The 26,868-nt window shown below is 43.1% G+C and carries 28 protein-coding genes and 1 riboswitch; of the genes, 26 read left to right on the top strand and 2 right to left on the bottom strand.

All coding sequences use genetic code 11. The features are described from left to right. Nucleotides 1–6 precede the first annotated feature (6 nt). From pyrE to NSQ70_RS07625, 9 genes are all read left to right on the top strand, one after another. A complete protein-coding gene (gene pyrE, locus NSQ70_RS07585; protein ID WP_017359346.1) occupies nt 7–645 on the top strand; it encodes an orotate phosphoribosyltransferase in 639 nt (212 codons plus the stop codon). Nucleotides 646–803: 158 nt separating this feature from the next. Then, nucleotides 804–906: riboswitch (SAM riboswitch) on the top strand. Nucleotides 907–980: 74 nt separating this feature from the next. Further along, nucleotides 981–1,127, top strand: coding sequence for a YezD family protein (locus NSQ70_RS07590; protein ID WP_008344920.1), 147 nt, complete (start codon nt 981–983; stop codon nt 1,125–1,127). 45 nt (nt 1,128–1,172) lie between these two features. Next, nucleotides 1,173–1,874, top strand: coding sequence for a phosphoadenylyl-sulfate reductase (locus NSQ70_RS07595; RefSeq protein ID WP_008344917.1), 702 nt, complete (start codon nt 1,173–1,175; stop codon nt 1,872–1,874). A gap of 13 nt (nt 1,875–1,887) precedes the next feature. Further along, a complete protein-coding gene (locus NSQ70_RS07600; RefSeq protein WP_008344915.1) occupies nt 1,888–2,952 on the top strand; it encodes an inorganic phosphate transporter in 1,065 nt (354 codons plus the stop codon). 57 nt (nt 2,953–3,009) lie between these two features. Next, nucleotides 3,010–4,146 carry a sulfate adenylyltransferase gene (gene sat, locus NSQ70_RS07605; protein WP_008344912.1) on the top strand — a complete coding sequence of 379 codons (1,137 nt, stop codon included), beginning with the start codon at nt 3,010–3,012 and terminating at the stop codon, nt 4,144–4,146. Between the two features lie 13 nt (nt 4,147–4,159). Continuing rightward, a complete protein-coding gene (cysC, locus tag NSQ70_RS07610) occupies nt 4,160–4,753 on the top strand; it encodes an adenylyl-sulfate kinase (protein ID WP_008344911.1) in 594 nt (197 codons plus the stop codon). 28 nt (nt 4,754–4,781) lie between these two features. After that, a complete protein-coding gene (gene cobA, locus NSQ70_RS07615; protein ID WP_035700704.1) occupies nt 4,782–5,537 on the top strand; it encodes a uroporphyrinogen-III C-methyltransferase in 756 nt (251 codons plus the stop codon). A gap of 76 nt (nt 5,538–5,613) precedes the next feature. Next, entirely contained in the window at nt 5,614–6,399 is a 786-nt protein-coding gene (locus NSQ70_RS07620; protein ID WP_017367214.1) for a sirohydrochlorin chelatase, read from the top strand. Next, nucleotides 6,380–6,883 carry an NAD(P)-dependent oxidoreductase gene (locus NSQ70_RS07625; protein ID WP_217967228.1) on the top strand — a complete coding sequence of 168 codons (504 nt, stop codon included), beginning with the start codon at nt 6,380–6,382 and terminating at the stop codon, nt 6,881–6,883. Before NSQ70_RS07620 ends, NSQ70_RS07625 begins: the two co-directional genes overlap by 20 nt. 31 nt (nt 6,884–6,914) lie before the next feature. On the opposite strand, the gene NSQ70_RS07630 is transcribed toward NSQ70_RS07625, so the two are convergent. Then, nucleotides 6,915–8,624, bottom strand: coding sequence for an NFACT RNA binding domain-containing protein (locus tag NSQ70_RS07630; protein ID WP_327872177.1), 1,710 nt, complete (start codon nt 8,622–8,624; stop codon nt 6,915–6,917). Between the two features lie 165 nt (nt 8,625–8,789). Here NSQ70_RS07630 and NSQ70_RS07635 point away from each other — a divergent pair, with 165 nt between their 5' ends. From NSQ70_RS07635 to spoVM, 17 genes are all read left to right on the top strand, one after another. Beyond that, nucleotides 8,790–11,465 (top strand): calcium-translocating P-type ATPase, SERCA-type, encoded by a 2,676-nt coding sequence (locus tag NSQ70_RS07635; RefSeq protein WP_096881385.1) that lies wholly within the window; start codon nt 8,790–8,792, stop codon nt 11,463–11,465. Between the two features lie 83 nt (nt 11,466–11,548). Beyond that, a complete protein-coding gene (locus NSQ70_RS07640) occupies nt 11,549–12,424 on the top strand; it encodes a YicC/YloC family endoribonuclease (RefSeq protein WP_007499682.1) in 876 nt (291 codons plus the stop codon). 76 nt (nt 12,425–12,500) lie between these two features. Next, nucleotides 12,501–12,770: an extracellular matrix/biofilm regulator RemA gene (gene remA / locus NSQ70_RS07645; RefSeq protein ID WP_008344898.1), complete on the top strand. Its 270-nt coding sequence runs from the start codon at nt 12,501–12,503 to the stop codon at nt 12,768–12,770. 9 nt (nt 12,771–12,779) lie between these two features. Further along, nucleotides 12,780–13,394: a guanylate kinase gene (gene gmk, locus NSQ70_RS07650; protein ID WP_007499680.1), complete on the top strand. Its 615-nt coding sequence runs from the start codon at nt 12,780–12,782 to the stop codon at nt 13,392–13,394. 3 nt (nt 13,395–13,397) lie between these two features. Continuing rightward, a complete protein-coding gene (rpoZ, locus tag NSQ70_RS07655; RefSeq protein WP_008344896.1) occupies nt 13,398–13,601 on the top strand; it encodes a DNA-directed RNA polymerase subunit omega in 204 nt (67 codons plus the stop codon). Nucleotides 13,602–13,716: 115 nt separating this feature from the next. After that, nucleotides 13,717–14,934 carry a bifunctional phosphopantothenoylcysteine decarboxylase/phosphopantothenate--cysteine ligase CoaBC gene (gene coaBC / locus NSQ70_RS07660; protein ID WP_327872176.1) on the top strand — a complete coding sequence of 406 codons (1,218 nt, stop codon included), beginning with the start codon at nt 13,717–13,719 and terminating at the stop codon, nt 14,932–14,934. Next, on the top strand, nt 14,931–17,339 hold the full coding sequence (gene priA, locus NSQ70_RS07665; protein ID WP_047947053.1) for a primosomal protein N': 2,409 nt from the start codon (nt 14,931–14,933) through the stop codon (nt 17,337–17,339). The genes coaBC and priA overlap by 4 nt, the downstream gene beginning before the upstream one ends. A gap of 15 nt (nt 17,340–17,354) precedes the next feature. Further along, the gene (gene def / locus NSQ70_RS07670; protein WP_017359337.1) at nt 17,355–17,837 is read left to right on the top strand and encodes a peptide deformylase; all 483 of its coding nucleotides are present in this window, start codon (nt 17,355–17,357) and stop codon (nt 17,835–17,837) included. A 5-nt stretch (nt 17,838–17,842) separates the two neighbouring features. Next, nucleotides 17,843–18,796 carry a methionyl-tRNA formyltransferase gene (fmt, locus tag NSQ70_RS07675; RefSeq protein WP_039166735.1) on the top strand — a complete coding sequence of 318 codons (954 nt, stop codon included), beginning with the start codon at nt 17,843–17,845 and terminating at the stop codon, nt 18,794–18,796. Continuing rightward, complete coding sequence (gene rsmB / locus NSQ70_RS07680) at nt 18,783–20,126, top strand: 16S rRNA (cytosine(967)-C(5))-methyltransferase RsmB (RefSeq protein WP_039166732.1); 1,344 nt, start codon at nt 18,783–18,785, stop codon at nt 20,124–20,126. The genes fmt and rsmB overlap by 14 nt, the downstream gene beginning before the upstream one ends. Nucleotides 20,127–20,129: 3 nt before the next feature. Next, nucleotides 20,130–21,218, top strand: a complete 1,089-nt coding sequence (gene rlmN, locus NSQ70_RS07685; protein WP_024720337.1) for a 23S rRNA (adenine(2503)-C(2))-methyltransferase RlmN — start codon at nt 20,130–20,132, stop codon at nt 21,216–21,218. Nucleotides 21,219–21,221: 3 nt separating this feature from the next. Beyond that, nucleotides 21,222–21,992, top strand: coding sequence for a Stp1/IreP family PP2C-type Ser/Thr phosphatase (locus NSQ70_RS07690; RefSeq protein ID WP_034647887.1), 771 nt, complete (start codon nt 21,222–21,224; stop codon nt 21,990–21,992). Next, the gene (gene pknB / locus NSQ70_RS07695; RefSeq protein WP_277519257.1) at nt 21,986–23,941 is read left to right on the top strand and encodes a Stk1 family PASTA domain-containing Ser/Thr kinase; all 1,956 of its coding nucleotides are present in this window, start codon (nt 21,986–21,988) and stop codon (nt 23,939–23,941) included. The genes NSQ70_RS07690 and pknB overlap by 7 nt, the downstream gene beginning before the upstream one ends. A gap of 12 nt (nt 23,942–23,953) precedes the next feature. Next, nucleotides 23,954–24,850, top strand: a complete 897-nt coding sequence (rsgA, locus tag NSQ70_RS07700) for a ribosome small subunit-dependent GTPase A (RefSeq protein ID WP_019743292.1) — start codon at nt 23,954–23,956, stop codon at nt 24,848–24,850. 3 nt (nt 24,851–24,853) lie between these two features. Further along, on the top strand, nt 24,854–25,504 hold the full coding sequence (gene rpe / locus NSQ70_RS07705; protein WP_178896647.1) for a ribulose-phosphate 3-epimerase: 651 nt from the start codon (nt 24,854–24,856) through the stop codon (nt 25,502–25,504). Nucleotides 25,505–25,563: 59 nt separating this feature from the next. Further along, a complete protein-coding gene (locus NSQ70_RS07710; protein ID WP_017367227.1) occupies nt 25,564–26,208 on the top strand; it encodes a thiamine diphosphokinase in 645 nt (214 codons plus the stop codon). Between the two features lie 71 nt (nt 26,209–26,279). Then, on the top strand, nt 26,280–26,360 hold the full coding sequence (gene spoVM / locus NSQ70_RS07715; RefSeq protein WP_008354550.1) for a stage V sporulation protein SpoVM: 81 nt from the start codon (nt 26,280–26,282) through the stop codon (nt 26,358–26,360). Nucleotides 26,361–26,429: 69 nt separating this feature from the next. On the opposite strand, the gene rpmB is transcribed toward spoVM, so the two are convergent. Next, nucleotides 26,430–26,618, bottom strand: coding sequence for a 50S ribosomal protein L28 (rpmB, locus tag NSQ70_RS07720; RefSeq protein WP_003212514.1), 189 nt, complete (start codon nt 26,616–26,618; stop codon nt 26,430–26,432). Nucleotides 26,619–26,868 lie beyond the last annotated feature (250 nt).

Raw genomic sequence — 26,868 nt, forward strand, 5'->3', positions numbered from 1 at the left:
TGCCGGATGAAAACGAAAATCGCGAAGCATTTATTACAAATCAAAGCTGTCTCTTTAAAACCAGACGAACCATTTACATGGGCGAGCGGTATCAAATCACCGATTTACTGTGACAATCGCCTCACCTTGTCTTATCCTGAGGTCAGAGGGGACATTGCGGAAGGTTTAAAAGACTTGATTCTCACTCATTTTGAAGGAGCGGAAGTTGTCGCAGGTACAGCTACAGCTGGCATTCCTCATGCGGCATTAGCAGCTGATCGTCTGAATGTACCGATGTGTTATGTAAGAAGTAAACCAAAAGCACACGGAAAAGGAAATCAAATTGAAGGAGCCGTATCACCTGGACAAAAGGTGGTTGTCGTAGAAGACCTCATCTCAACTGGAGGCAGCGTTCTTGAAGTTGTGGCTGCGCTAGAAGAAGAAGGCTGTGACGTACTCGGAGTTGTTGCGATCTTCACTTATGGACTGCCAAAAGCAGCTGCGGCTTTTCAAGAGAAAAACATTCCCTATGTCACGCTGACAGACTATGACACACTGACAGAAGTGGCACTTGAGCTAAAAGCAATTGAGCCTTCTGCTATGAATAAACTAAAACGCTGGAGACAGGATCCTTCGTCTGAATCTTGGATGGAAGAAACGGTCTAAAAAGCTTGTCTTGTTTTAAAAAAGCTGTGCTGCACTGCACAGCTTTTTATTTGGTTAAAAATAGTAAAATAGACTCAAATTTAAATAAAAACTAATCCTATCAATAAAGTCGGGTTGACTTTTGTTTGAATTGTGTTAATATTTAATACAAATTAAAACTCTTATCCAGAGAGGTGGAGGGACTGGCCCGATGAAGCCCGGCAACCTGCGATTTGCAAGGTGCTACTTCCTGCAAAATGATTCTATTTTGAAAGATAAGGAAATCGTGAGCTTCCTCATCTTTCTTTCGGACTGAAAGAAAGTTTTTTTATTTTAACGGTGAGGAGGAAGAGGAGATGGAACTGAAACAAAACCAGGATGAGGACTTAGTGAAGCATATGCAAGAGCTGATTGGGGATATGAAATTCGGTTCAATTACGTTGATCGTTCAGGACGGTCAAGTGATTCAAGTGGAAAAAAATGAAAAAATCAGATTAAAGTAGTGCGGAGAATAGCAATAGAAGCAGTACTCCGGAAGGGGAGAAACAATGTTAACTTATGAAAATTGGCAAGAGCCGTCCATTACATTTCAAGAGGACGATTTGTATAAAGGGGCCCTATCTGTGCTGAAATGGGCGTACGGCCACTATGGTGATCAGCTCGTTTATGCATGCAGTTTTGGCATTGAGGGCATTGTCCTGATCGATCTTATTGCGAAAGTAAAAAAAGATGCAAGAATTGTCTTTTTAGATACAGGTCTGCATTTCAAGGAAACATACGACACCATTGATGCAGTTAAGGAAAGATATCCTGGTTTAGACATCGTGCTGAAAACACCTGAGCTGACGGTGGAAGAGCAGAATGAGCAGCATGGTGATAAATTATGGGAAACGAATCCTCAAAGCTGCTGTCATATGAGAAAGGTCATTCCATTGCAAGAGGCACTATCTGGCTATCCGGCATGGCTGTCTGGTTTAAGAAGAGAGCAGTCGCCTAAACGAGCAGGTACGAACTTCTTAAATAAGGATGAAAAATTCCAATCAGTCAAAGTATGTCCGCTCATCCACTGGACGTGGAAGGACATATGGAGATATGCGTCTAGAGAGGATCTTACTTATAATCCGCTGCATGACCAAGGATATCCAAGCATCGGGTGTGCACCTTGTACACAGCCGGCATTTACTGCTGATGATTTGCGTTCTGGAAGATGGTCAGGGACAGCAAAGACTGAGTGCGGATTACATGAGTAAGGGAGCATAATGTATGGAAATCGCCGCAATTTTATTTAGCTTATTCTTTGCTTTAAATATTGGCGCAAGCGGAGCAGCCGCTTCGATGGGCATCGCATATGGTTCAGGTGCGATCAAAAAGCCAATATACGCGCTCAGCGTTTGTGCAGTTGGAATATTAGCAGGTTCAGTGATTGGCGGCGGCGAGGTCGTCAAAACGATCAGCTCCGGGATTATGCCTGAATCTGTCATCACACTTGAAATTGTGTGTATCATCATTGGCTCGGCCGCATTATCACTTTTCATAGCGAACCTCTTGGCCATTCCTTTATCCACAAGTGAGGTCACAGTAGGAGCTGTGGTCGGTGTGGCAGCCGCATATAAAGTGCTGTATGTGAAATCGATCTTAGTCATTGTCTCTTTTTGGGTGATTATTCCGATTGTTGCCTTTGTTTTTACCTTTGCTGTTGTCAAAATCATCAGATTGTTCCCTAAACGGACATTATCCAAAAAAGGTACATTGATCTTATCTGTTGTTTTGATTATCAGTGGGTTTTTAGAAGCATTTTCAGCCGGCATGAACAATGTCGCCAATGCGGTCGGCCCGCTTGTCGCATCAGGTGTTTTATCAGTCGGGCAAGGAACCCTTTACGGCGGAATCTTTGTGGCCATTGGGGCGCTGCTTCTAGGAAGAAGGGTACTAGAAACAAACGGAAAGAAAATTACACGCTATCAAACGGGTGAAGGCATTCTATTATCGAGCACCGGTGCAGGACTTGTCATCGTCAGCTCTATATTCGGACTCCCTGTTCCCCTTACTCAAATTACCTCCTCGTCCATTATTGGGCTTGGTATGGCAAAGGGTGGACCGAACATTTTTCATAAACATGTTGTGAAAAAAATGCTGAAGGTATGGGTTGTGTCACCTTTCTTATCACTTAGTCTATCTTATTTGTTGGTAAGCCTTTTCTTAAAAGGAGACTATTACTCTATCTTTATCATGATGAGTGTACTGCTTGCTTCACTAGGTGCACTGAGTCTTATGAAGGCAGTTAAAAATGAGAGCAGCTCGATTCATGAACAGGGCGGCGGGATTTAAATATAAATCCGACTATTAACATCTAATAAATATGAACATTGAGAGGAAGATGAACAAATGAGTTTAACACCACATGGTGGCGTATTAATTAATCGAGTAAATGAAGAATTTGATCTAAGCACAGCTGCGAAAGAAATTGAGCTGGATGCCATCTCTTTTGCAGACCTTGAACTCATCGCCATTGGCGGGTATAGTCCAATTGAAGGGTTTTTAACGAAAGCTGATTATGAAGCAGTTGTCAGCAGTATGCGACTAGCAAGTGGTGTCGTTTGGTCTCTTCCGATTACTTTGCCTGTCACAAAGGAAAAAGCAGCGGAGATCAATCAAGGTGACATTGTTCGTCTATCGTATAATGGAACAGTATACGGGGTCATTGAGGTGGAAGATCAATACACACCTGATAAGGAAAAAGAAGCAGTGAATGTGTATAAAACAGATGACCGCAATCACCCAGGCGTGAAAAAATTATTTGAACGCGGTGATACGTATATTGGTGGTAAAATTACACTGACGAAACGCAGTGAAAAACCTTTCCCGCAATTTACGTATGAGCCAGAAGAAACAAGAAAACATTTTAAAGAAAACGGCTGGAAAACCATTGTTGGTTTCCAAACGAGAAACCCAGTCCATCGTGCGCATGAATACATTCAAAAGACAGCACTGGAAACAGTGGATGGTCTATTTCTAAATCCACTTGTTGGTGAAACAAAATCTGATGATATTCCAGCAGATGTAAGAATGAAAAGCTATCAAGTGTTGCTGAACGGTTATTACCCGAAAGACCGCGTCTTTTTAGGTGTTTTTCCTGCTGCCATGCGTTATGCTGGACCAAAGGAAGCGATTTTTCATGCGCTTGTGCGTAAAAATTATGGCTGTACACATTTTATTGTCGGCAGAGATCATGCAGGTGTTGGTGATTATTACGGCACATACGAAGCGCAGGAGCTATTTGAACAATTTACAAGCGAAGAAATTGGGATCACACCATTAAAATTTGAGCACAGCTTTTACTGCAATACATGTGAAGCCATGGCAACACCAAAAACATGCCCACATGATAAAAGCGAACATGTCATTCTCTCAGGTACAAAGGTAAGAACGATGCTGAGAAATGGTGAATTACCACCGAGCACGTTCAGCCGAAAAGAAGTCATTGAAACATTAATCGAAGGATTAAAAACGACGGTATCTTAAAGGAGGATATGACATGAGCAACGAACATATCGTGTGGCATGATTCATCTATTACTAAAAAAGAATATCAACAGAAAAACAACCATACAAGCGGGATCATTTGGCTGACAGGACTAAGCGGTTCAGGTAAATCGACGATCGCCAACGCAGCGGCTCGAGAGCTGTTTGAACAGGGGTACCAAGTGACAGTCCTTGATGGCGATAACGTACGCCATGGACTCAATAAAGACTTAGGCTTTTCAGATGACGACAGAAAAGAGAACATTCGGCGCATCGGTGAAGTGGCGAAATTATTTGTTGAGCAAGGAACGATTGTCATTACTGCTTTTATTTCACCATTTCAAGAAGACCGCCAAATCGTAAGACAGTTAGTCGAAGACGGAGAATTTCACGAAGTGTTTGTGAAATGTGATCTGAACGTGTGTGAAGAGCGTGATCCAAAGGGATTATATAAAAAAGCAAGAAACGGCGAAATTCCATTTTTCACGGGAATCGATTCACCATACGAAGAGCCAGCTGCGCCTGAGCTCGTCCTAGATACAGGTGAATTATCACGCGAGGAGTCAAAACAGCGCCTTGTTGATTATGTAAAGGATAAAACGAAATAATCGCCTGATGGCAGGGGGAGAAAGCAAGATGGGGAAAGTATACATTGTTGGTGCCGGACCGGGTGACCCAGACTTAATTACGCTAAAGGCCCATAAGGCAATACAGCAGGCAGATGTCATTTTATATGATCGTCTTGTCAATCAAGAGATTCTTGCCCATGCCAAACCGGAGGCGGAGTTGATCTATTGCGGCAAACTGCCGAATCATCATACGATGAGACAGGAAGCGATTAATGAAGCACTTGTTGCTCATGCGAAGGAAGGGAACATAGTCGTTCGTCTAAAAGGCGGTGATCCCTTTGTATTTGGCCGTGGCGGTGAAGAAATCGAATGCTTAGCTGAGCATGGTATTCCGTATGAAGTTGTCCCAGGGATTACTTCTGGCATTGCAGCCGCTGCTTATGCAGGCATTCCAGTCACGCACCGAGAATTCAGCTCAAATGTTGCGTTTGTGACAGGGCATTATCAAAAGGATGAACATTTTGAAGAAAAGTGGGAAGCGCTGGCGACGGGGATAGATACCCTTGTCATTTACATGGGCGTCAAAAACGTGGAAAGAGTCCAGCGGCTGCTTTTGAAAAATGGGCGGAATCCTGAAACCCCAGCTGCGTTTATTCACTGGGGAACGACCACAAGGCAAAAGACGACTTGCTGCACGGTGGCGACACTATCTGAAACGGTTGAAAAAGAAGGGATCGAGCACCCAAGTTTAATCGTGGTAGGAGATGTTGTTCACTTTCATCAAAAGTTGAACTGGTTTGAACCAGCACTGATTGAGAAATGAGAACAAAGGTGAAAAGACACGTGTAGACATCGTGTCTTTTCGTCTGAATAAAACTAAGGTCGCAAGGAGGAGTCAAATGAAACAAGCTGTCCTTTATGTTGGGCATGGAAGCAGGGTAAAAGAAGCACAGGATAAAGCCATTTCTTTTATGAAAAGCTGTATGCCGTTAGTGGAAGCAGATATCCAAGAAATTTGTTTTTTAGAGTTGACGGACCCTTCAATCGAAGAAGGGTTTGAGACTTGTGTACAAAAAGGAGCAACCCACATTGCGATCGTCCCGCTCCTCCTTTTAACTGCCATGCATGCCAAATCAGATATTCCAGATGAGATTGTGAAAGTACAAAAACGTTTCCCACAAGTGAAGGTGACATATGGAAGACCTATAGGCGTGAACCAAGAAGTCACGAAAGCGGTTATCGCAAGGATTGAAGAAGCAGGATACAAGGGAGAGCACGCAAAAATTCTCTTAATTGGCCGTGGAAGCTCTGATCCAGATGTAAAGCGGGATGTGTTTGGCATTGCAGATGATGTCCGAAGCATGTTACCTTGTGCAGAGGTTTTTCCGTGTTTTATTACAGCGTGTGAACCGAATTATCGTGACGTCTTAGCACAGTTAACAGTAGATGATGATACGCCTGTCTATCTCGTGCCTTATCTTTTATTTACCGGCATTTTAATGAAAGAGATTGAGAGTGAAGCGAATCAGGCGAGAGAGCGGCTGCGAGATGTCCGTGTCTGCCGATATATTGGGTTTCATCCCCATGTAAAAGCAGCTTATATTGAACGTGTGCAGGAAACCATCTTAAACAAAGAGGATGCGTTTCGTTTTCAAGGAGAAAGCCATGCTTCCAGTTCATCTTGATCTAACCAATAAACACGTGCTAATTGCCGGCGGTGGAAGGGTTGCGGCTAGAAGGACGAGTGCGCTATGCATGGAGCCATGCAACATAACCATTGTGAGCCCTGACATTTGTGATGAAATGGCGAATCTCATTGAGACATATCAACTGACTTGGAAGAAAAAGAAAGTGGATGCGGAAGATGTAAAGGATGCATTTTTAATTGTTGCTGCTACAGATGATGCTTCAGTAAACGAGTGGATGACGCAATCAGCGCTTCCGCATCAGCTCGTCAACTGTGTGAGCCAGTCAGAGCTAGGCAATGTGATTGTGCCAAAGGTTGTAAGGGCAGGAAAAGTGACAATCTCCATATCTACGAGTGGTGCAAGCCCAGCCCGCACTAAACAGCTGGCTGCGGCCATTGAGACCTTGCTTGAACAAGAGGATGTAGATGCACTGGATGAGCTCTATATAGAAAGAAAAAAAAGACAAAGAAAAAGCCGATAAAATCTCATCTAAAGATTTAATCGGCTCTTTTTTATTTTCTCAGCTTTAGGACAACATCCTCATCAGGCGTCACAAACAACGTTTGCTGTTGATCATACGTGACAAAGCCCGGTTTTGCTCCGTTTGGTTTTTTCACATGCCGGATTTTCGTATAATCGACAGGGACGGAGCTTGATTCTTTTGCCTTCGAGAAGTAGGCAGCAATTTGTGCCGCTTCAAGCAAGGTTTGTTCATCAGGCGCTTTGTGACGAATGACGACATGTGATCCAGGAATATCCTTTGTGTGCAGCCAAATGTCATCACGAGCTGCCGCCTTTGTGGTCAAATATTCGTTTTGCTTGTTGTTTTTTCCGACGAGAATCGGAACACCTTGAGAGGATTCATATGCTTCAAGCTGAATGGCCGATGGTTTCTTCTTTTTGGCGTTGCGTTTTTGTTTGGGACGCAAATATTTTCCTTCCACCAGTTCTTCTCTTATTTCCTCTAAATCTTTTGGTGAGGCAGAGGACAGCTGCTGGATCAGCTCGTCAAAATAAACAATTTCTTCATGTGTTCGCTTGATTTGTTCATTTACGGCCTCTACTGCATTTTTTGCCTTTTGGTATTTTGTAAAATACGCTTGTGCATTTTCAGAAGGGGTTTTGTTTGTTTTGAGCGGGATCGTGATCTCTCCGCCTTCTTCATCATAATAATTGATAACAGTCGCTTCTTTATCCCCTTTTTTAATCGCATATATATTGGCAGTAAGCAATTCACCATAAAGCTGATACTTATGCGCATTTTGAGATTCTTCAAGCGTTCTTTTTAGTTTTTTCAGCTTGTTTTCATTTTTCTTTTTTTCATTCGCAACAAAACGTTCAAGGTCAGCCGCCTGCTGTTTGACTCTGTCTCTTTCAGCTTTTCCGAAATAAAAACGGTCAAGTAGCTCACTAAGAGAATCAAACGTCTTCATGTCACCATCGACGTGCTGAAGTTCTAATAAATAAAAATACTCTTTCCCATCTTTTCTCGTGAGCTGAGGGGTAAAAGAATGCGCCTGAATGAGCTGAAACATCTCGAGCAATGTACTTGGAATCGTTTCCTGATTGGCAAGACCGGCCCTGTGGACAGCTTCCTTAGCAAACAGCGGAGAAACCCCAGAGAATGTATCGACAATTTGATTGGCGATTTTCCCTTCTTGAAAACGTAAATGCTTTAAAATATCTTCCTTCGTCACGTCAAAAGGATTCAGCTTTTGCTGTGCCGGCGGCAGAAGATATTGATGTCCGGGCAGCACCGTTCGATAGCTGTTCACAGATGGAGAAAGATGTTTCAGTCCGTCAATGATCTGCTCCGTTTCGTCCTCCACGAGAATTAAGTTGCTGTGCCGGCCCATAATTTCAATATACAGCTTACGGGTTTGTTCATCGCCAATTTCATTTCGGCTTCGCACGTGCAGCACGATCACCCGATCTAACCCGATTTGTTCAAAACGTTCAATGAACCCACCCTCAAGATGTTTTCTGAGGAGCATACAAAACATTGGCGGTTCGCTCGGATTATCATCATGGTGCTCAGTGAGCTGTACCCTTGCATAGCTCGGGTGAGCGGATAAAAGAAGCTTATGATTCTTCCCCTTTGACCGGATATGAAAAATCAGCTCATGCTTGTATGGCTGATGTATTTTCGAAATTCTTCCGCCAGTTAATGTTTCTTGCAATTCATTTGTCATACCGTATGTAAAAATGCCGTCAAATGACATGTTGGATACACCCTCTTTTTTCACACAAATCTACTGAAAGAACCTTACGTTTTCTCGTTCTTTAGGCAGTCTTATTATTATAGCATGATTTAGGACGAGTCTGAATAAACTGGCTTATAGAACACTGCATAAGAGAGAGAACAAAAGAGGAGTGGACGAGGTCAAATGAATTGGCATGAACTGAACCAAACCGATTTATTAAAAACAATGAATACATCGATAGGTGACGGACTGTCAGAAAAAGATGTGCAAAAGCGGCTTGAAAAGCATGGGCCAAATGAATTGCAGGAAGGGAAAAAGGCGTCGGCGTTCGTTATTTTTTTAGCGCAATTTAAAGACTTTATGGTGTTAATCCTGCTTGCGGCAACGATTATTTCTGCTTTTTTAGGTGAATACATTGATGCTGTGGCGATTGTGGCGATTGTGCTGATAAATGGTGTGCTTGGCTTTTATCAGGAACGCCGTGCGGAAAAGTCCCTCCAAGCACTAAAGGAATTATCAACGCCGCATGTCTATGCAAGGAGAAACAATGAATGGGTCAAGATCCCATCCAAGCACCTCGTGCCGGGAGATATTGTGAAGTTTTCAAGCGGGGACCGAATTGGGGCAGATATCAGATTACTAGAAACAAAGAGTTTGGAAATCGAAGAATCTGCCCTCACCGGAGAGTCTATCCCAGCGGTCAAACATGCGAGTCCGCTCTCGCGAGATCATGTCTCACTTGGAGATTTGACGAACATGGCCTTTATGGGGACGCTTGTCACAAGAGGAAGCGGTGTAGGGGTTGTCATTGGTACAGGGATGAATACGGCGATGGGACAAATTGCCGGTATGCTTGATTCAGCAGGTAATATGGAAACACCGCTGCAAAGACGCCTTGAGCAGCTGGGGAAAATTTTAATTGTTGCTGCATTATTTTTAACTGTGCTTGTGGTTGTTCTTGGTGTGGTGCAAGGTCATGATTTGTATCATATGTTCTTAGCGGGTGTATCTCTCGCTGTTGCTGCGATTCCAGAAGGACTGCCGGCGATCGTCACTGTCGCACTTTCCCTAGGTGTGCAGCGGATGATTAAACAAAAATCCATTGTCAGAAAGCTGCCGGCTGTGGAAACACTCGGCTGCGCCTCGATTATTTGCTCAGATAAAACAGGCACAATGACACAAAATAAAATGACAGTGACACATGTATGGGCAGAGGGGAAAACGTGGAATATTTCTGGCACTGGGTACGAGCCGTCAGGTGATTTTACCTTAAACGGAGAACTTGTCCATGTCGACAAACATCCAAGCCTGCAAAAGGTGCTATTATACGGAGCACTTTGTAATACATCGACCATCGTTGAAAAAGACGGAGAGATGAGACTTGATGGTGATCCGACAGAAGGAGCACTTCTAACCGCTGCGCGTAAAGCGGGTTTTACAGAGCAATTCATCGAAGCGGGATTTCGTGTGGTGGAGGAATTCCCTTTTGACTCTGAAAGAAAAATGATGTCAGTCGTCGTGGAAACGAATCAGAAGGAGCGGTATGTCATTGCCAAAGGGGCGCCAGATGTGCTGATGAACCGTTCAAGTCATATGATGCACGACGGACGCACCGCCTCATTTTCAAAGGCCCACCGGCAAGAAACAGAAGCTGCCATTCAAGGTTTAGCAAGACAAGCGCTTAGAACCATTGCGATTGCATATAAAAAAGTAAGCCTGACAGAAAAAATCACCTCTGTTCAGCAGGCAGAAACTGGCCTCACATTTATCGGTCTAGAGGGCATGATTGATCCACCTCGTCCTGAAGTGAGACGAGCGATTAAAGAATGCCGGGATGCTGGCATTAAAACAGTGATGATTACAGGCGATCACGTAGAAACGGCTAAAGCGATCGCTAAAGATTTAAGTCTCTTACCGAAGCAAGGAAAGGTGCTTGATGGAAAAGCTCTGGATCAGCTAAGCGACAAAGAGCTGGAGCAAACAGCAGAAGATGTGTACGTCTTTGCCCGTGTATCACCTGAGCATAAACTGAGAATTGTGAAGGCCTATCAAAAAAATGGCCATATTGTCGCGATGACAGGTGATGGGGTGAATGATGCGCCAGCGATTAAACAGGCGGATATCGGCATATCCATGGGGATTACCGGAACAGACGTTGCCAAAGAAGCTTCTTCTCTTATTTTGCTTGATGACAACTTTGCGACCATTAAATCCGCTATTAAAGAGGGCCGGAATATTTATGAAAACATTCGCAAATTTGTCCGCTATTTGCTGGCATCGAATGTGGGAGAGATTTTGGTCATGCTGTTTGCGATGCTTCTTGCGCTTCCATTGCCTCTCGTTCCAATTCAAATTTTGTGGGTAAACCTTGTCACAGACGGCTTGCCGGCTATGGCACTTGGAATGGATAAACCAGAAGGCGATGTCATGAAGAGAAAGCCGCGGAACATGAAAGAGGGGATTTTTGCAAGAGGGCTTGGTTGGAAGGTCATATCAAGAGGGTTTCTGATCGGGATTGCCACTTTGTTAGCCTTTATGTTTGTGTATCACCGTGATCCGAACAATCTTCAATATGCGCAGACGGTTGCATTCAGCACACTCGTTTTGGCGCAGCTCATTCATGTGTTTGACTGCCGCAGTGAACGGTCTATTTTTGAACGCAATCCATTCGGGAATATGTACTTGATCGGCGCCGTTGTGTCTTCCCTTCTGCTGATGCTTGTGGTCATTTATTATCCGCCGCTTCAGCCAATTTTCAAAACGGTGGCGGTCGCACCAGTCGATTGGCTTCTGATCATCGGTATGTCTGCATTGCCAACTTTTTTACTGGCGGGATCACTTTTGACAAGAAAAAAATAATTGGTTATGGTATAATTTTGAGGTAATAGTGTCTGCTATTACCTTTTTCATTTTATTAATATGAAAGAATTGGGTGTTTTCACATGATACGCAGTATGACGGGATTCGGCCAAGCGAGTAAAACGGATGGAGAACTGACAGTGTCAGTTGAGCTAAAATCGGTCAATCACCGTTTTAAAGAGGTTCATGCCCGTTTGCCGAGGCCGCTTTTATATTTCGAAGATACATTAAAAAAAATCATTCTTCGTCACGTGCAGCGCGGTCGAATTGAGCTGTTTGTTACGATTGAAGGCGGTAAACTTGCAAGCCGGTCTTTACAGATTGACTGGCCGCTGCTTGATGAATATATGAAAGCCGCAAAAGACCTTGAGGACCGCTATCATATCTCAGGTATTCAGCATGCACATGACTTACTGAAGCTGGAACAGGCTGTTCAGGTGGAAGAGTCAGTCAGCCGGAATGAGCAGCTGGAGCATTTGCTGATTGACACTTGTGAAGAAGCTGTCAAGGAGCTTTGCTTTATGAGAGAGCAGGAGGGAACATCACTTCAAAAAGACTGTGAACTCAGGCTGTCTGAACTCGAGGCATTTACAGAAGAAATCAAAGTGTTTGCACCAGAGGTTGTGAGTCAGTACAAAGAACGATTGAATCAAAGATTGCAAGAATGGATCGGAGAGGCGCTTGAAGAGAGCAGACTGACCACAGAAGCGGCCATCTTTGCTGATCGCTGTGACATTACAGAAGAGATTACCAGGCTGAAAAGTCATTTTCAGCAGTTCCAGCAAATTTTGACGCAAGGCGGCGCTGCCGGACGAAAGCTTGACTTTCTTGTACAGGAGCTCAACCGTGAAGTGAACACGATTGGATCAAAAGCAAACCATCACCATTTAACAAAGCTGGTGGTTGAAATGAAAAGCGCTATTGAAAAAATAAAAGAACAAGTGCAAAATATAGAATAGTCATTGTGTATGCTGTTTACAGTGCGTCTCTTTCGGCGAGACTAGAGACGTTTATATTACAGGGGGACGAAAGAAGATGACCATAAAGTTGATCAATATCGGATTTGGAAACATCATTTCAGCGAATCGGATGATTTCGATCGTCAGTCCGGAATCAGCACCGATTAAACGAATGATACAAGACGCAAGAGATCGAGGCATGCTCATTGATGCGACATACGGAAGAAGAACCCGTGCTGTTGTCATTATGGACAGTGACCATGTCATCTTATCTGCCGTTCAGCCTGAGACTGTCGCGCAAAGACTTTCTGTAAAAGAAGAAATCATAGATGAAGGGCAGGGGTAATACGCCATTATGAAAGAAAGAGGACTTTTAATCGTTCTCTCTGGACCTTCGGGAGTTGGAAAAGGAACGGTCAGACAAGCCATTTTCTCCCAGGAAGATACGAAATTTGAATACTCTATTTCTGTGACAACCCGCAAACCGCGTGAAGGTGAAAGAAATGGTGTTGATTATTTCTTTAAAACCAGGGAAGAATTTGAACATATGATTGAAAACAAAAAGCTGTTAGAATGGGCAGAATATGTCGGGAATTACTACGGCACGCCTGTTGACTATGTAGAACAAACATTGAGCGAAGGAAAAGATGTTTTCCTTGAAATCGAAGTGCAAGGTGCACTTCAAGTAAGAGAAGCATTCCCGGAAGGTCTCTTTATTTTCCTTGCACCGCCAAGTCTTTCAGAACTTCAAAACCGCATTATTACACGCGGGACAGAATCTGAGGATCTCATCCGTAACCGAATGGCTGCTGCAAAAGAAGAAATTGAAATGATGGATGCTTATGACTATGTCGTTGAAAACGACGATGTCGAGCTTGCATGTGAAAGAATTAAAGCGATCGTCCTTGCAGAGCACCTGCGAAGAGACAGAGTCGCACCAAGATATAAAAAAATGCTGGGGGTAGAATAAACCATGTTAGATCCTTCAATTGACTCATTGATGAACAAACTTGACTCAAAATATACACTTGTCACAGTGTCTGCACGCCGTGCACGTGAAATGCAAATCCATCAAGATCAACAAATCGAAAACACAAAATCCTATAAATTTGTAGGGAAAGCTCTTGAAGAAATCGATGCTGGTCTTTTGACATTTGAAAAAGAAGAGCAAGAATAACATCGCTTCTGCTATGCAGATACGATACGTTCAAAAAAGTCAAAACTATGATTGGTTTTGACTTTTTTGAATTGTAGACGAATTTGTGAAAAAGGCCGTTAAGGGGGACAAACAAATGTTACAGTCAAAAAATATTTTACTCGGCGTCAGCGGAGGAATCGCCGTATATAAAGCAGCTGCACTCACTAGTAAACTCGTACAGGCAGGCGCAAACGTAAGAGTGATTATGACAGAATCTGCCCGTGAGTTTGTGTCTCCGCTCACCTTTCAAGCCCTATCTCGGCATGAGGTGTATGTGGATACATTTAAAGAAAATAATCCAAAAGTCATAGCGCATATTGATGTAGCTGACTGGGCCGATCTCATTCTTGTTGCCCCTGCAACAGCACATACCATTGGTAAAATGGCCGCAGGACTTGCTGATGATATGCTCACAACGACCTTGCTTGCTTCAACAGCTCCTGTATGGGTTGCACCGGCTATGAATGTGCACATGTATGACCATCCAGCTGTCAAGCGGAACATCCGCACTTTATATGAAGACGGCTACCGGTTTATAGAGCCAAGTGAAGGCTATTTAGCATGCGGCTACATTGGAAAAGGACGCTTAGAGGAGCCTGAAAAAATTGTTGAACAAATCCGTGCGTTTTTTGATGAGCCAACCAGCTTGCCGCTTTCAGGCAAAAAAGTCGTGGTCACAGCTGGCCCTACACGAGAAGTGATCGACCCTGTTCGTTTCCTTTCAAATCGATCTTCTGGGAAAATGGGCTATGCCATTGCAGAAGCTGCCGAGCAAATGGGGGCTGATGTCACGCTCATTTCAGGACCTGTTTCGTTAACTGCGCCTGAGCATGTGAATGTGGTGCAAGTGGAATCGGCTGAGGAGATGTATCAAGCAGCGTTAGAGGTGTACGAGAAAGCAGATATAGTGATTAAATCAGCAGCCGTTGCCGATTATACGCCCGTCACGACGTATTCTCATAAAATGAAAAAACAAGACGGTGAACTAGCGGTTGAATTTAAGCGGACGAAAGATATTTTAAAAGAGCTTGGGAAAAGAAAAGAACATCAGGTGCTAGTCGGCTTTGCAGCTGAGACGCAGGATGTTGAATACTATGCGAAAAAGAAAATCGAATCCAAGCATTTAGATATGATTGTCGCGAACAATGTTGCAGCAGAGGGCGCAGGCTTTGGCACAGATACAAATGTCGCAGCATTGATCAAAGCAGACGGAACAAAAAAAGAGCTGCCAATGATGAGCAAAAAAGATCTTGCCTTTGAAATCTTACAGGAGGCAAAGCAGCTGCTGCCAAAAGAGCGTGATCGAGCATGATTGCTGAAGTGATCGTCGATGTCACAACGAAAGCCATTGACAGGCCATTTGACTATCGTGTGCCAGACCGCTTTAAAGGCCTTGTCAAGGCTGGTATGAGGGTAGTGGTTCCTTTTGGCCCAAGGAAGATTCAAGGGTTTGTGACAAAAATCAAAGAAGAAACAGACGTACAGTCAGGAAACATCAAGGACATTGTCGATTTATTTGATTTATCTCCTGTTCTGACAGATGAGCTATTGGAGCTTTCCCACTGGCTGACGGAAAAAACATTGTCCTATCATATTACGGCGCTTCAATCGATGCTTCCAGCAGCGATGAAAGCCAAATATGAAAAAGAAATTCAGGTGTTATCAGCTGAGGAACTTCCGCAGTCATTGAAAGAGCTTTTCGGTCAGCAAGAGAGCATCCTTTACGCTGACATTCCGCCTGAACAGCTGAAGCCTATTCAAAAGCATGTCCAAAAAGGCCATCTAGAAGTCAGATATCACGTCTCACAAAAATCCGGAAAGAAAAAGGTGCGGACACTTCAGGTAGCAGTTACGAAAGAAAAACTTGAAGAAAAACAGAAGCAGTTAAAGAAAAATGCGGTGAAACAGAAGGCGCTGCTTACCTTTTTATTTCAAGCGAATGAAACGACGTTTTTAGCAAAAGATTTGCAGCAGCAAACAGGTGCTAGTTCTCAAACGATAAAAGCTTTGATTCAAGAAGGCCTGTTAACAGAAAGCTATGAAGAGATTTATCGAGATCCTTATCGGGATAGGGAGTTTACACCATCTACTCCTCTTGATCTCACAACAGAGCAAGCAGAAGCGGCAAAACCCATTCATCAAGCAGTGAGCGATGAAAAACATGAAACGTTTTTACTGCACGGGGTCACAGGAAGCGGTAAAACCGAAATTTATTTACAGACGATTGATCATGTCCTCCAAAAGGGAAAAGAAGCGATCGTCCTAGTTCCTGAAATTTCATTAACGCCTCAAATGGTCCAGCGTTTTAAAGAGCGCTTCGGCTCCAATGTGGCTGTCCTTCATAGCGGCTTATCGACTGGGGAAAAATACGATGAATGGCGGAAAATCCACCGCAAGGAAGTCAAACTTGTCGTTGGCGCAAGATCGGCTGTTTTTGCCCCGTTTGAGAATTTAGGAATGATCATTATAGATGAAGAACACGAATCTTCATATAAACAAGAAGAAATGCCTCGGTATCATGCGAAAGATGTGGCCATTGAACGAGCAGGGCGGCACCAATGTCCGGTTGTATTAGGCAGTGCAACGCCTTCACTTGAGTCATATGCGCGTGCGAAAAAGGGTGTGTATACACTGCTGACGCTCAAACGGCGCGTCAATCAGCAGCAGCTGCCGCACGTTTCTTTAATTGATATGAGAGAAGAATTAAGAAACGGCAACCGCTCCATGTTCTCAGAAGAATTAATGCTCAGGTTAAAAGAAGTACTTGAAAGGAAAGAGCAGGCGGTTTTATTTCTCAATAAAAGAGGTTATTCATCCTTTGTGATGTGCCGGGATTGCGGATATGTGGAACAATGTCCTCATTGTGAGATCTCTCTCACTTATCACCGCTTTCAAAAACGGCTGAAGTGCCATTACTGCGGTCACGAAGCTCCTGTACCTGCAGAATGTCCAGAATGCCATAGTGAGCATATTCGCTATTTTGGTACAGGCACGCAGCGTGTGGAAGAAGAGCTGACGAAGGTATTGCCAGAAGCAAGGGTCATCCGAATGGATGTAGATACAACCTCTCGGAAAGGTGCGCACGAAAAGCTTCTCACGTCCTTTGGTAATAAAGAAGCAGACATTCTGCTTGGGACGCAAATGATTGCAAAAGGATTAGACTTCCCAGATGTTACACTTGTCGGTGTCCTTAGTGCGGATACGTCTCTTCACATCCCTGATTTTCGTTCAAGTGAAAAAACGTTTCAGCTTCTTACACAAGTAAGCGGACGTGCGGGACGTCATGAAAAAGCGGGATCAGTCATTATTCAATCATATACACCTTCGCATTATAGTATTGAATTAACCAAACAGCATGATTATGAAGCCTTTTATGAGCAGGAGATGTTGCACCGTCGTCATCAGTCCTATCCGCCATTTTATTTTTTGGCGATGGTGACTGTATCACATGAAGAAGTGACAAAGGCAGCGCATGTCACAGACAAAATTGTTCAGTTCCTGAAAATGAATTGTGCACCGAATACAAGAATTCTCGGTCCTGCTGCTTCTCCGATCGCTAAGATCAAAGATAGATATCGATATCAATGCGTGATAAAATACAAAAGGGAAAATGAACTGGCAAGTTTATTACGAAAAATACAAGATCATTATCAAAAAGAAATGGAACAAAAACAGTTGATGATATCAATCGATATGAATCCATATATGATGATGTAAAACGGAGGTCTTTTCGTGGCAATCAAACCGATAGTCTTACATCCTGCAGACGTGCTTGAACAACAAACAGAGCTTGTTGATACATTCGATAAAAAACTGAAAAAACTGCTGGATGATATGTATGATACAATGCTTGAACTAGATGGAGTTGGCCTAGCCGCACCACAAATCGGCATCTCAAAAAGAATCGCCGTGGTCGATATCGGAGAAGATTCTGGGAGGATTGACTTAGTAAATCCTGAGATTCTTGAAGTGGAAGGGAGCCAGACAGACATTGAAGGCTGCCTGAGCTTTCCATCTTTGTACGGAACGGTTGAAAGACCAAATTATGTGAAGGTGAAAGCCTTTGATAAGAAAGGCAAACCATTTACAATAGAAGCAGAAGGATTTTTAGCAAGAGCTTTATTGCATGAAATTGATCACTTAGACGGCGTATTATTCACGTCGAAGATCATTCAAACGTATACAGAAAAAGAACTTGCGGAAATGGAAGGGTGAAGAAAATGGCACGTATCGTATTTATGGGAACCCCTGATTTCTCAGTACCTGTGCTGCAAACACTTATAACAGAAGGATACGAAGTGGTAGGGGTCGTCACACAGCCAGATCGCCCGAAAGGCAGAAAACGAGTGCTCACGCCACCTCCTGTAAAAGTAGAAGCCTTAAAACACGGCATTCCAGTTTTACAGCCTGAAAAGGTACGTCTTGATGAAGAAATTGATAAAGTGCTTGCGTTAAAGCCAGATTTGATCGTAACAGCAGCATTCGGACAAATTTTGCCAAAAAGATTACTTGATGAACCTGAATTTGGCTGTATCAACGTTCATGCCTCACTGCTGCCAGAACTAAGAGGCGGTGCACCGATCCATTATGCGATCCTGCAAGGCAAAAAGAAAACAGGCGTGACGATCATGTATATGGTAGAAAAGCTTGATGCAGGTGACATGATTAGCAAAGTAGAAGTAGAAATTGATGAATTAGACAACGTCGGAACACTGCACGATAAATTAAGTGTGGCTGGTGCGGCCTTATTAAAAGACACAGTTCCAAATGTGTTAAGCAGGTCTATCTCGCCAATTCCGCAAAATGAAGAGGCAGCAACGTATGCACCAAATATTAAGCGGGAGCAGGAAAGGTTAGACTGGACCAAGCCAGGAGAAGAGCTTTACAACCAAGTTCGCGGCTTAAATCCATGGCCAGTTGCCTATACTGAATGGAACGGTGCTAACTTAAAAGTATGGGAAGCGAAAAAAGTTCCGCTTCAAACACCAGAAGAACCTGGGAAAGTGATTGAGCTTCAAAAAGAAGGACCAGTCGTTGGAACAGGAAATCAGCAAGGCCTTTTATTAACGAGTGTACAGCCCGCTGGAAAGAAAAAAATGAGCGGTGAAGACTTCTTAAGAGGCGCAAATATCGAAATTGGACAGAAATTAGGGCTAATCAATGAAGAAAAGTAATGTGAGAGAAGTAGCACTAGACGCTTTAATCAAACTCGAACAAAATCAAGCCTACAGTAACTTGCTTTTGCAGTCAGTGATGAAAGAGAAAGAACTCTCCGATCAAGACAAACCGCTATTAACAGAACTTGTATACGGTACACTGCAAAACAAGCTGGCACTTGATTATATGCTCACACCCTTTGTGAAAAAACCGCAAAAAGTGGCTCCATGGGTGATGCAGCTTTTGCGGATGTCTCTTTATCAGATGGTTTATCTTGAAAAAATTCCAGATCGTGCAGCCATCCACGAAGCAGTGGAACTAACGAAAAAGCGCGGACATAAAGGTATTTCTTCACTAGTCAACGGCGTTCTTCGTTCTGTGCAAAGAGAAGGCGTGCCATCATTTGATGCGATCAAAGATCCGGTCAAGCGGCTATCGGTTGAGACAAGCCATCCATTGTGGCTCGTACAAGAATGGGTGGAGGCGTACGGTTTTGAAGCAGCAGAAAGCATGTGCCGTATTCATTTAGTCCCGCCAAAGCAGACATTGCGTGTCAATCAAATGAAAAAAACCCGCACTGCACTGCAGCAAGAACTCATGGATGCAGGAATTGAGACAGAGCTCGGCGATCTCTCTGAGGATGCACTCAAACTCATGAAAGGATCTATCGTATCCACTCCTTTCTTTCAAGAGGGCTTTGTCACGATCCAAGATGAAAGCTCCATGCTTGTCGCAAGAGCGCTGGACCCTCAGCCGGGAGAAATGGTGCTTGATGCCTGTGCCGCCCCTGGTGGTAAATCAACACATATTGCAGAGCGAATGAACGATGAGGGGAACATTGTGTCTCTTGATTTACATGAGCACAAAGTAAAACTGATCAAACAGGCGGCAAAGCGTCTGAACTTAACGCATATTGAGGCAAAAGCGCTTGATGCAAGAAAAGCATCCGACCATTATGATGATGCTTCGTTTGACCGTATTCTTATTGATGCACCATGTTCAGGTTTTGGCGTCATCAGACGAAAACCAGATATGAAATATACAAAGTCCTCGGAAGACTCAGCAAGACTTGCGACAATTCAGCAATCGATCTTGCATGAAACAGCCCAGCTGCTAAAGCCAGGCGGAACCCTTGTATACAGTACATGTACAATGGATCCAACAGAAAATCAACAAGTGATTCATGCGTTTTTACAAGAACACCAAGACTTCGAACCCGATCTATCTCTTAATGAACGGCTGCCTGAGCAGGTTGCTCCGTTTGTTCAAAACGGAAGTGTACAAATACTTCCTCATTATTTCGGAACAGATGGTTTCTTTATTTGCAGCATGAGAAAGAAGGGATAAAAAATGACAGAACAAAAACAAAAAGTAAGAAAAGAACTGAAAACAGACATGCCGTCGATCTACTCGTTTGAGCTAAATGAAATCAAAGACTGGTTAAAGGAACAAGGCGAAAAGCCTTTCCGTGCAACACAAATTTTTGAGTGGCTTTATGAAAAACGCGTCACATCCTTTGATGAAATGTCTAACCTTTCAAAGGAATTAAGAGAAAAATTAAAAGATCAATTCGCCATCACGACCTTAAAAACAGTGATCAAACAAACATCTCAAGATGGAACGATCAAGTTTTTATTTGAATTACACGATGGCTATACCATTGAAACCGTGCTAATGCGCCACGAATACGGCAACTCTGTCTGCGTCACAACACAGGTTGGCTGCCGGATTGGCTGTACATTCTGTGCATCTACACTTGGTGGATTGAAACGTAACCTTGAGGCGGGAGAAATTGTGGCCCAAGTCTTGAAAGTACAACAGGCGCTTGATGAAACAGATGAACGTGTCAGCTCAGTTGTCATTATGGGAATTGGCGAACCGTTTGATAACTTTGATGAAATGCTTGCATTCCTTAAAATAATTAACCATGACAACGGCTTAAATATTGGAGCACGTCATATTACGGTTTCGACGAGCGGGATCATTCCAAAGATTTATCAATTTGCGGATGAGCAAATGCAAATCAACTTTGCTGTCTCCCTGCACGCACCAAATACTGAAATTCGAAGCCGCCTCATGCCAATCAATAAGGCATACAAGCTGCCAAAATTAATGGAAGCTATCGAATACTACATTCAAAAAACAGGCAGACGCGTGAGCTTTGAATACGGTCTGTTTGGCGGAGTCAATGATCAAGTTCATCACGCAGAAGAACTTGCTGATTTATTAAAAGGAATCAAATGCCATGTAAACCTCATCCCAGTGAACTATGTACCAGAAAGAGATTACGTGAGAACACCAAGAGAACAAATCTTCCTATTTGAAAAAACGCTGAAAGAACGAGGCGTAAACGTAACGATTAGACGAGAGCAAGGCCATGATATTGATGCTGCTTGCGGTCAGCTAAGAGCGAAGGAGCGTCAGGAAGAGACGAGGTGACGAATGTTGATAAGGGCAGCCTTTCAAACCGATACAGGAAAAGTCCGTCAGCATAATGAAGATGATGCAGGTATTTTTGAAGCAAAAGAAGACACACTTCTAGCTGTTGTAGCAGATGGAATGGGAGGTCATCTTGCTGGTGATGTAGCCAGCAAGATGGCAGTTTCTTCTTTAAAAGAATACTGGCAGGAAACATCTTCAATTCCAAATAAACCAGCCGATCAAGAAAATTGGTTAATCTCAAAAATTAGCGACATTAATGACCAAGTATACGAACATGCGAAAAACAATGAGGAATGCCAAGGAATGGGGACGACCATCGTTTGTGCGCTCGTGCATTTGCAAACGGTCACAATTGCCCATATTGGTGACAGCCGCTGCTACTTGCTAAGAGAAGGCGCGCTGACCCAATTAACAGATGATCACTCACTAGTGAATGAGTTAGTGAAAACAGGAGAGATTTCAAAAGCGGATGCAGAATATCATCCAAGAAAAAATGTGCTGACCAAAGCGTTAGGAACGGATAAACACGTTCAAATTGATGCACGAACTTTTGAAGTGGATCCAGGAGATCAAATTTTGCTTTGCTCAGACGGATTATCGAATAAAGTAGAAGAAGAACATTTGATTCAGATTTTATCGCAAACAACCGCACCAGATGAAAAAGTAACAGAGTTAGTTCAAACAGCGAATGACAACGGCGGTGAAGATAACATTACAGCAGTACTGTTAGAAATCTCCTCCCAAACAGAGGAGGGTGACAGCAAGTGTTGATCGGAAAAAGGATCAGCGGCCGTTATCAAATTCTTCGCGCCATAGGCGGAGGTGGAATGGCCAACGTTTATTTGGCGGAGGATATGATTTTAGATCGCGAAGTGGCGATTAAAATTTTACGGTTTGACTTTGCAAGCGATGATGATTTTATTAGACGGTTCCGGAGAGAAGCGCAATCAGCAGCCAGCTTAGATCATCCGAATATTGTCAGTATCTACGATGTAGGAGAAGAAGATGACATTTATTATATTGTCATGGAATATGTCGAAGGGATGACGCTGAAAGAATACATACACGCCAATGGACCGCTTCATCCAAAAGAAGCCGTTCGCATTATGGAGCAAGTCGTTGCGGCGATGGAAGAAGCCCATGCGAAACAGCTCGTCCATAGAGACATTAAGCCTCACAATATATTAATAGACAACTTGGGGAATATCAAAGTCACTGATTTTGGCATTGCCATGGCACTTAGCTCAGCGACCATTACCCATACGAATTCTGTTCTTGGCTCCGTGCATTATTTGTCCCCAGAGCAAGCGCGCGGCGGTCTTGCAACGAAAAAGTCAGACATTTATTCACTTGGTATTGTTCTTTATGAGCTGATTTCAGGACGCATGCCATTTGAAGGAGAATCCGCTGTCAGTGTCGCACTGAAGCATTTGCAATCAGAGCCGCCATCTGTGAGAAGGTGGAATCCATCTGTACCACAAAGCGTGGAGAACATCATTTTAAAATCGATGGCCAAAGATCCATTCTATCGATACGAAGATGCATCTGAAATGCAAAAAGACTTAAAAACGGCTTTTGACCCTGCAAGACTAAAAGAAAAGCGCTTTGTCATTGAAGAAGATCATGAAGCAACAAAAGCCATTCCTATTATAAAAGATCATCAAGTCGATCAAGACAATGAAAAAACAGCCGTCCACCCGGTTCAAAAACCAAAGAAAAAAGAGAAACAAAAGCCGAAGAAAAAACGGAAAAAATGGCCGTGGATTGTAGCGTCGATCTTATTTATTTTGACGGCTGCGACCATTTTAGCGATCACGGTCTTCCCAGGATTACTCTTTCCAAAAGACGTAGAGGTAACCGATGTTTCTGGCATGACGGTTGAAAAAGCGGAAGACACCTTGAAGAAAGCCGGATTTACCGTCGCTTCTGAACCCATTGATATTGCCGACGAGAAGATTGAAAAAGGGCTGGTTGTCAAAACAGACCCGAAAATCGGAACAAAGGTAAAAGAAGGGACAGAAATTCAGCTTTATCAAAGTACAGGTAAAGAAAAAACCGAATTACCTGATGTAACAGGTGAAAAGGTCGAGAAAGCAAAAGAACTATTAGAGAAAAAAGGTTTTAAACAGGTTGTTGTAGAGGAAGTGAATGATAATGACACAGAATCAGGCATTGTCATGGAACAGAAACCTTCCGCAAATACAGAACTTGTCGCAGCAGATGAAGAAGTCACATTGACCGTCAGTATAGGCCCTGCCGATATTACCTTACGGGATTTAACGACGTATAGTAAACAGGCCGCATCAAATTATCTAGAGGATAATGGACTAAAGTTAGATGAAAAAGAAGCATATTCTGACGATGTGCCAAAAGGTGAGGTCATGAAGCAGGAACCGGGAGCGGGGACAGCTGTTAAACCTGGTGATACGGTTAAAATTACGTTCTCTCTTGGCCCAAAAGAGAAACCGGCTAAAACGGTGACTGAAAAGATTGCGATCCCGTATGAACCAGAAACAGAAGGACAAGAAATGAATGTTCAAATATCTATTGATGACGCAGAACATAGCATTTCTGATTTATATGAAACCTTTAAAATCACTGCGCCCACTGAGCGAACGATTAAATTTAAGATAGAACCTGGTCAAAAAGGATACTATCAGGTGACAGTGGATGATAAAGTAGTGAGCTCCAAAACGATTGAATACCCTGATGATGAATAAAGGAGGGACTTTATGCCTGAGGGCAAAATTATTAAAGCATTAAGCGGATTTTATTATGTGCTGGATGAGTCTCTAGAAAGTGGCAAAGTAATTCAGTGTAGAGCAAGAGGGATTTTTCGTAAAAACAAAATAACCCCGCTTGTTGGAGATTATGTCGTCTATCAAGCAGATAACGATAAGGAAGGCTATTTGCTGGAAGTAAAAGAGCGGACCAATGAGCTGATTCGCCCGCCTATTAGCAACGTTGATCAAGCGGTGCTCGTTTTCTCAGCAGCAGAGCCGACCTTTAGTACATCGCTGTTAGACAGATTCCTAGTGCTTGTTGAAGAGAGCCAGATTGAACCGATTATCTGCATCACAAAAATGGACTTGTTGAAAACAGACCAAGAGCGAGAAACGATTCAAGCCTATGCAGAAGACTATCGCCAAATTGGATACGACGTTCATTTAACATCGACAATCGAAGGGGATGGAATTGAAAAACTGACCCCGCATTTCCATCACAAAATTACTGTATTTGCAGGTCAATCAGGTGTAGGGAAGTCTTCTCTCTTAAATGCGATGAGTCCTGATTTAGCACTGAAAACAAATGATATTTCCTCCCATCTTGGCAGGGGGAAACATACAACAAGACATGTGGAACTCATTCGAACGGCTGAAGGGCTCATTGCCGATACACCAGGATTTAGCTCGCTTGAATTTACAGGTATCGAAGCGGAAGATTTAGGGCTCTATTTCTTAGAAATCAGAGAGAAGAGTGCAGAATGTAAATTCAGGGGCTGTTTGCACGTAAAAGAGCCTGGATGTGCGGTAAAAGAGGCAGTAGAACACGATCGCATCAGAGAGTATCGCTATCAGCATTATTTAGAGTTTTTAACTGAAATTAAAGACAGAAAGCCGAGGTACTAAATCATGGTTTATATTGCCCCATCCATTTTATCAGCCGATTTTGCCAATCTGGAGAAAGATATCCGTGATGTGGAAAAAGGTGGAGCGGATTATATTCATATTGATGTGATGGACGGTCATTTTGTACCGAATATGACATTTGGACCAAATGTAGTGGAGGCGATCAGGCCGCATACAAAGCTGCCGCTCGATGTTCACTTAATGATTGAGCAGCCAGACCAGTATATCCCTGCATTTGCAAAAGCGGGCGCTGATATTATTTCTGTTCATGTTGAAGCGTGTCCACACTTACATCGCACAATTCAGCATATAAAAGAACAAGGTGTCAAAGCAGGGGTTGTTTTAAACCCGCACACACCCGTTTCTCAAATCGCGCATGTATTAGAGGATGTTGACCTCGTCTTATTCATGACGGTGAACCCTGGTTTTGGCGGACAGGCGTTTATTCCCTCTGTTCTCTCAAAGGTAAAAGAAGTAAAGACACTTAGTGAACAAAAAGGCTTAACTGATTTACTCATTGAAATAGATGGCGGTGTCAATGTAGAGACAGCAAAGAGCTGCAAAGAAGCAGGCGCTAATCTACTTGTTGCCGGCTCAGCGGTATATGGGAAAGATGACCGCGCGGCGGCCATTCAGGCCATTCGAGAAGCATAAGAAAAAGAACCAAAGTCATTGTGATCTTTGGTTCTTTTTCAATGGAGAGGAGCGTAATCATGCACATACATATCGTAGCCGGCGGTCCTTTTGCGTACATCCCGCCGCTTGATCATGAAGCATCTGAGGAGGACATTCTCTGGGTCGGCGTAGATCGGGGAACCCTTTTCTTACTAGAGCACGGCATTGTACCTGATAGAGCATTTGGTGATTTTGATAGTGTGACAGAAGAAGAGCTTCATGAACTGAAAAAGAAATTGCCTGCACTCAATCTATTTCAGGCAGAGAAAGATGAAACGGATTTAGAACTTGCGCTGAACTGGTCTTTGCGTCAGAATCCAGCACATATTCAAATTTACGGCATCACAGGCGGAAGAGCAGATCATTTTCTTGGGAATATCCATCTCCTTTACAAAGGCATTCAGCATAAACAGAGCATGACCCTTGTAGATAAACAAAATATCATTCAAATGTTTGGACCTGGTACATACGAAATCAAACAAGACCCCGATAAAAAATATGTGTCGTTTTTGCCCTTCGGTACATCGGTTGAAAAGCTGACATTAAAAGGTTTCAAATATCCTCTGAAAAATTGTCATATTGAGCCTGGTTCCACACTATGTATTAGTAACGAACTCATCCACTCAAATGGTACTTTTTCTTTTCATGAAGGCATATTAATAATGGTAAGAAGCAAAGATTGACCAACCTATCAATGTGGATGGCTGATTAAGCTCAATTGTGCTGCAAGCGGTACTTTTAGGAGGGGGACAAAATGAAATTTTATACAATCAAACTGCCTAGATTTCTTGGCGGCATTGTCCGTGCGATGCTTGGTTCATTTAAGAAAGATTAATGAGTAATCTCCTTTATTTCCACATAAAAACGCCTGCTACAGTTAAATGTAGCAGGCGTTTACTCTTGCTTATACACGCTCAACTTTACCAGATTTCAAAGCTCGAGCTGATACATATACTCTTTTAGGCTTACCGTCCACTAGAATACGAACTTTTTGAAGGTTCGCGCCCCATGTACGTTTTGTAGAGTTCATTGCGTGAGAACGGTTGTTCCCAGCTTTTGTTTTTCTGCCTGTAATAACGCATTTACGTGCCATTTGTTTCCCTCCTAACTGCGAAAACATCATCATATTCTTCATATACGTACTTAGAGATGCCTCAAGATACTTTAATAATTTACCACAGCTTCAAGGGGTTTGCAAGGATTGTTTGCTCCTCTTTCAAGAAAAATACCTTGACATCTTGATAAAAAATCAAGGCTATAGTATAAGTAGGATTGGGTCGGATTGAATGATTTCTTTTAAAAAGAAGGGTCTTATAGTAAAATAGTGATAACTCAGGGCAATT

Origin of the sequence: Bacillus sp. FSL R5-0397 (assembly GCF_038593395.1) — a bacterium.
Classification (GTDB): Bacteria; Bacillota; Bacilli; order Bacillales; family Bacillaceae; genus Bacillus; species Bacillus altitudinis.

What these genes read in the sequence shown, in the direction of transcription:
- pyrE (WP_017359346.1), top strand. Translation starts at nt 7, where the DNA reads ATGAAAACGAAAATCGCGAAGCATTTATTACAAATCAAAGCTGTCTCT.
- NSQ70_RS07590 (WP_008344920.1), top strand. Translation starts at nt 981, where the DNA reads ATGGAACTGAAACAAAACCAGGATGAGGACTTAGTGAAGCATATGCAA.
- NSQ70_RS07595 (WP_008344917.1), top strand. Translation starts at nt 1,173, where the DNA reads ATGTTAACTTATGAAAATTGGCAAGAGCCGTCCATTACATTTCAAGAG.
- NSQ70_RS07600 (WP_008344915.1), top strand. Translation starts at nt 1,888, where the DNA reads ATGGAAATCGCCGCAATTTTATTTAGCTTATTCTTTGCTTTAAATATT.
- sat (WP_008344912.1), top strand. Translation starts at nt 3,010, where the DNA reads ATGAGTTTAACACCACATGGTGGCGTATTAATTAATCGAGTAAATGAA.
- cysC (WP_008344911.1), top strand. Translation starts at nt 4,160, where the DNA reads ATGAGCAACGAACATATCGTGTGGCATGATTCATCTATTACTAAAAAA.
- cobA (WP_035700704.1), top strand. Translation starts at nt 4,782, where the DNA reads ATGGGGAAAGTATACATTGTTGGTGCCGGACCGGGTGACCCAGACTTA.
- NSQ70_RS07620 (WP_017367214.1), top strand. Translation starts at nt 5,614, where the DNA reads ATGAAACAAGCTGTCCTTTATGTTGGGCATGGAAGCAGGGTAAAAGAA.
- NSQ70_RS07625 (WP_217967228.1), top strand. Translation starts at nt 6,380, where the DNA reads ATGCTTCCAGTTCATCTTGATCTAACCAATAAACACGTGCTAATTGCC.
- NSQ70_RS07630 (WP_327872177.1), bottom strand. Translation starts at nt 8,624, where the DNA reads ATGTCATTTGACGGCATTTTTACATACGGTATGACAAATGAATTGCAA.
- NSQ70_RS07635 (WP_096881385.1), top strand. Translation starts at nt 8,790, where the DNA reads ATGAATTGGCATGAACTGAACCAAACCGATTTATTAAAAACAATGAAT.
- NSQ70_RS07640 (WP_007499682.1), top strand. Translation starts at nt 11,549, where the DNA reads ATGATACGCAGTATGACGGGATTCGGCCAAGCGAGTAAAACGGATGGA.
- remA (WP_008344898.1), top strand. Translation starts at nt 12,501, where the DNA reads ATGACCATAAAGTTGATCAATATCGGATTTGGAAACATCATTTCAGCG.
- gmk (WP_007499680.1), top strand. Translation starts at nt 12,780, where the DNA reads ATGAAAGAAAGAGGACTTTTAATCGTTCTCTCTGGACCTTCGGGAGTT.
- rpoZ (WP_008344896.1), top strand. Translation starts at nt 13,398, where the DNA reads ATGTTAGATCCTTCAATTGACTCATTGATGAACAAACTTGACTCAAAA.
- coaBC (WP_327872176.1), top strand. Translation starts at nt 13,717, where the DNA reads ATGTTACAGTCAAAAAATATTTTACTCGGCGTCAGCGGAGGAATCGCC.
- priA (WP_047947053.1), top strand. Translation starts at nt 14,931, where the DNA reads ATGATTGCTGAAGTGATCGTCGATGTCACAACGAAAGCCATTGACAGG.
- fmt (WP_039166735.1), top strand. Translation starts at nt 17,843, where the DNA reads ATGGCACGTATCGTATTTATGGGAACCCCTGATTTCTCAGTACCTGTG.
- rsmB (WP_039166732.1), top strand. Translation starts at nt 18,783, where the DNA reads ATGAAGAAAAGTAATGTGAGAGAAGTAGCACTAGACGCTTTAATCAAA.
- rlmN (WP_024720337.1), top strand. Translation starts at nt 20,130, where the DNA reads ATGACAGAACAAAAACAAAAAGTAAGAAAAGAACTGAAAACAGACATG.
- NSQ70_RS07690 (WP_034647887.1), top strand. Translation starts at nt 21,222, where the DNA reads ATGTTGATAAGGGCAGCCTTTCAAACCGATACAGGAAAAGTCCGTCAG.
- rsgA (WP_019743292.1), top strand. Translation starts at nt 23,954, where the DNA reads ATGCCTGAGGGCAAAATTATTAAAGCATTAAGCGGATTTTATTATGTG.
- rpe (WP_178896647.1), top strand. Translation starts at nt 24,854, where the DNA reads ATGGTTTATATTGCCCCATCCATTTTATCAGCCGATTTTGCCAATCTG.
- NSQ70_RS07710 (WP_017367227.1), top strand. Translation starts at nt 25,564, where the DNA reads ATGCACATACATATCGTAGCCGGCGGTCCTTTTGCGTACATCCCGCCG.
- spoVM (WP_008354550.1), top strand. Translation starts at nt 26,280, where the DNA reads ATGAAATTTTATACAATCAAACTGCCTAGATTTCTTGGCGGCATTGTC.
- rpmB (WP_003212514.1), bottom strand. Translation starts at nt 26,618, where the DNA reads ATGGCACGTAAATGCGTTATTACAGGCAGAAAAACAAAAGCTGGGAAC.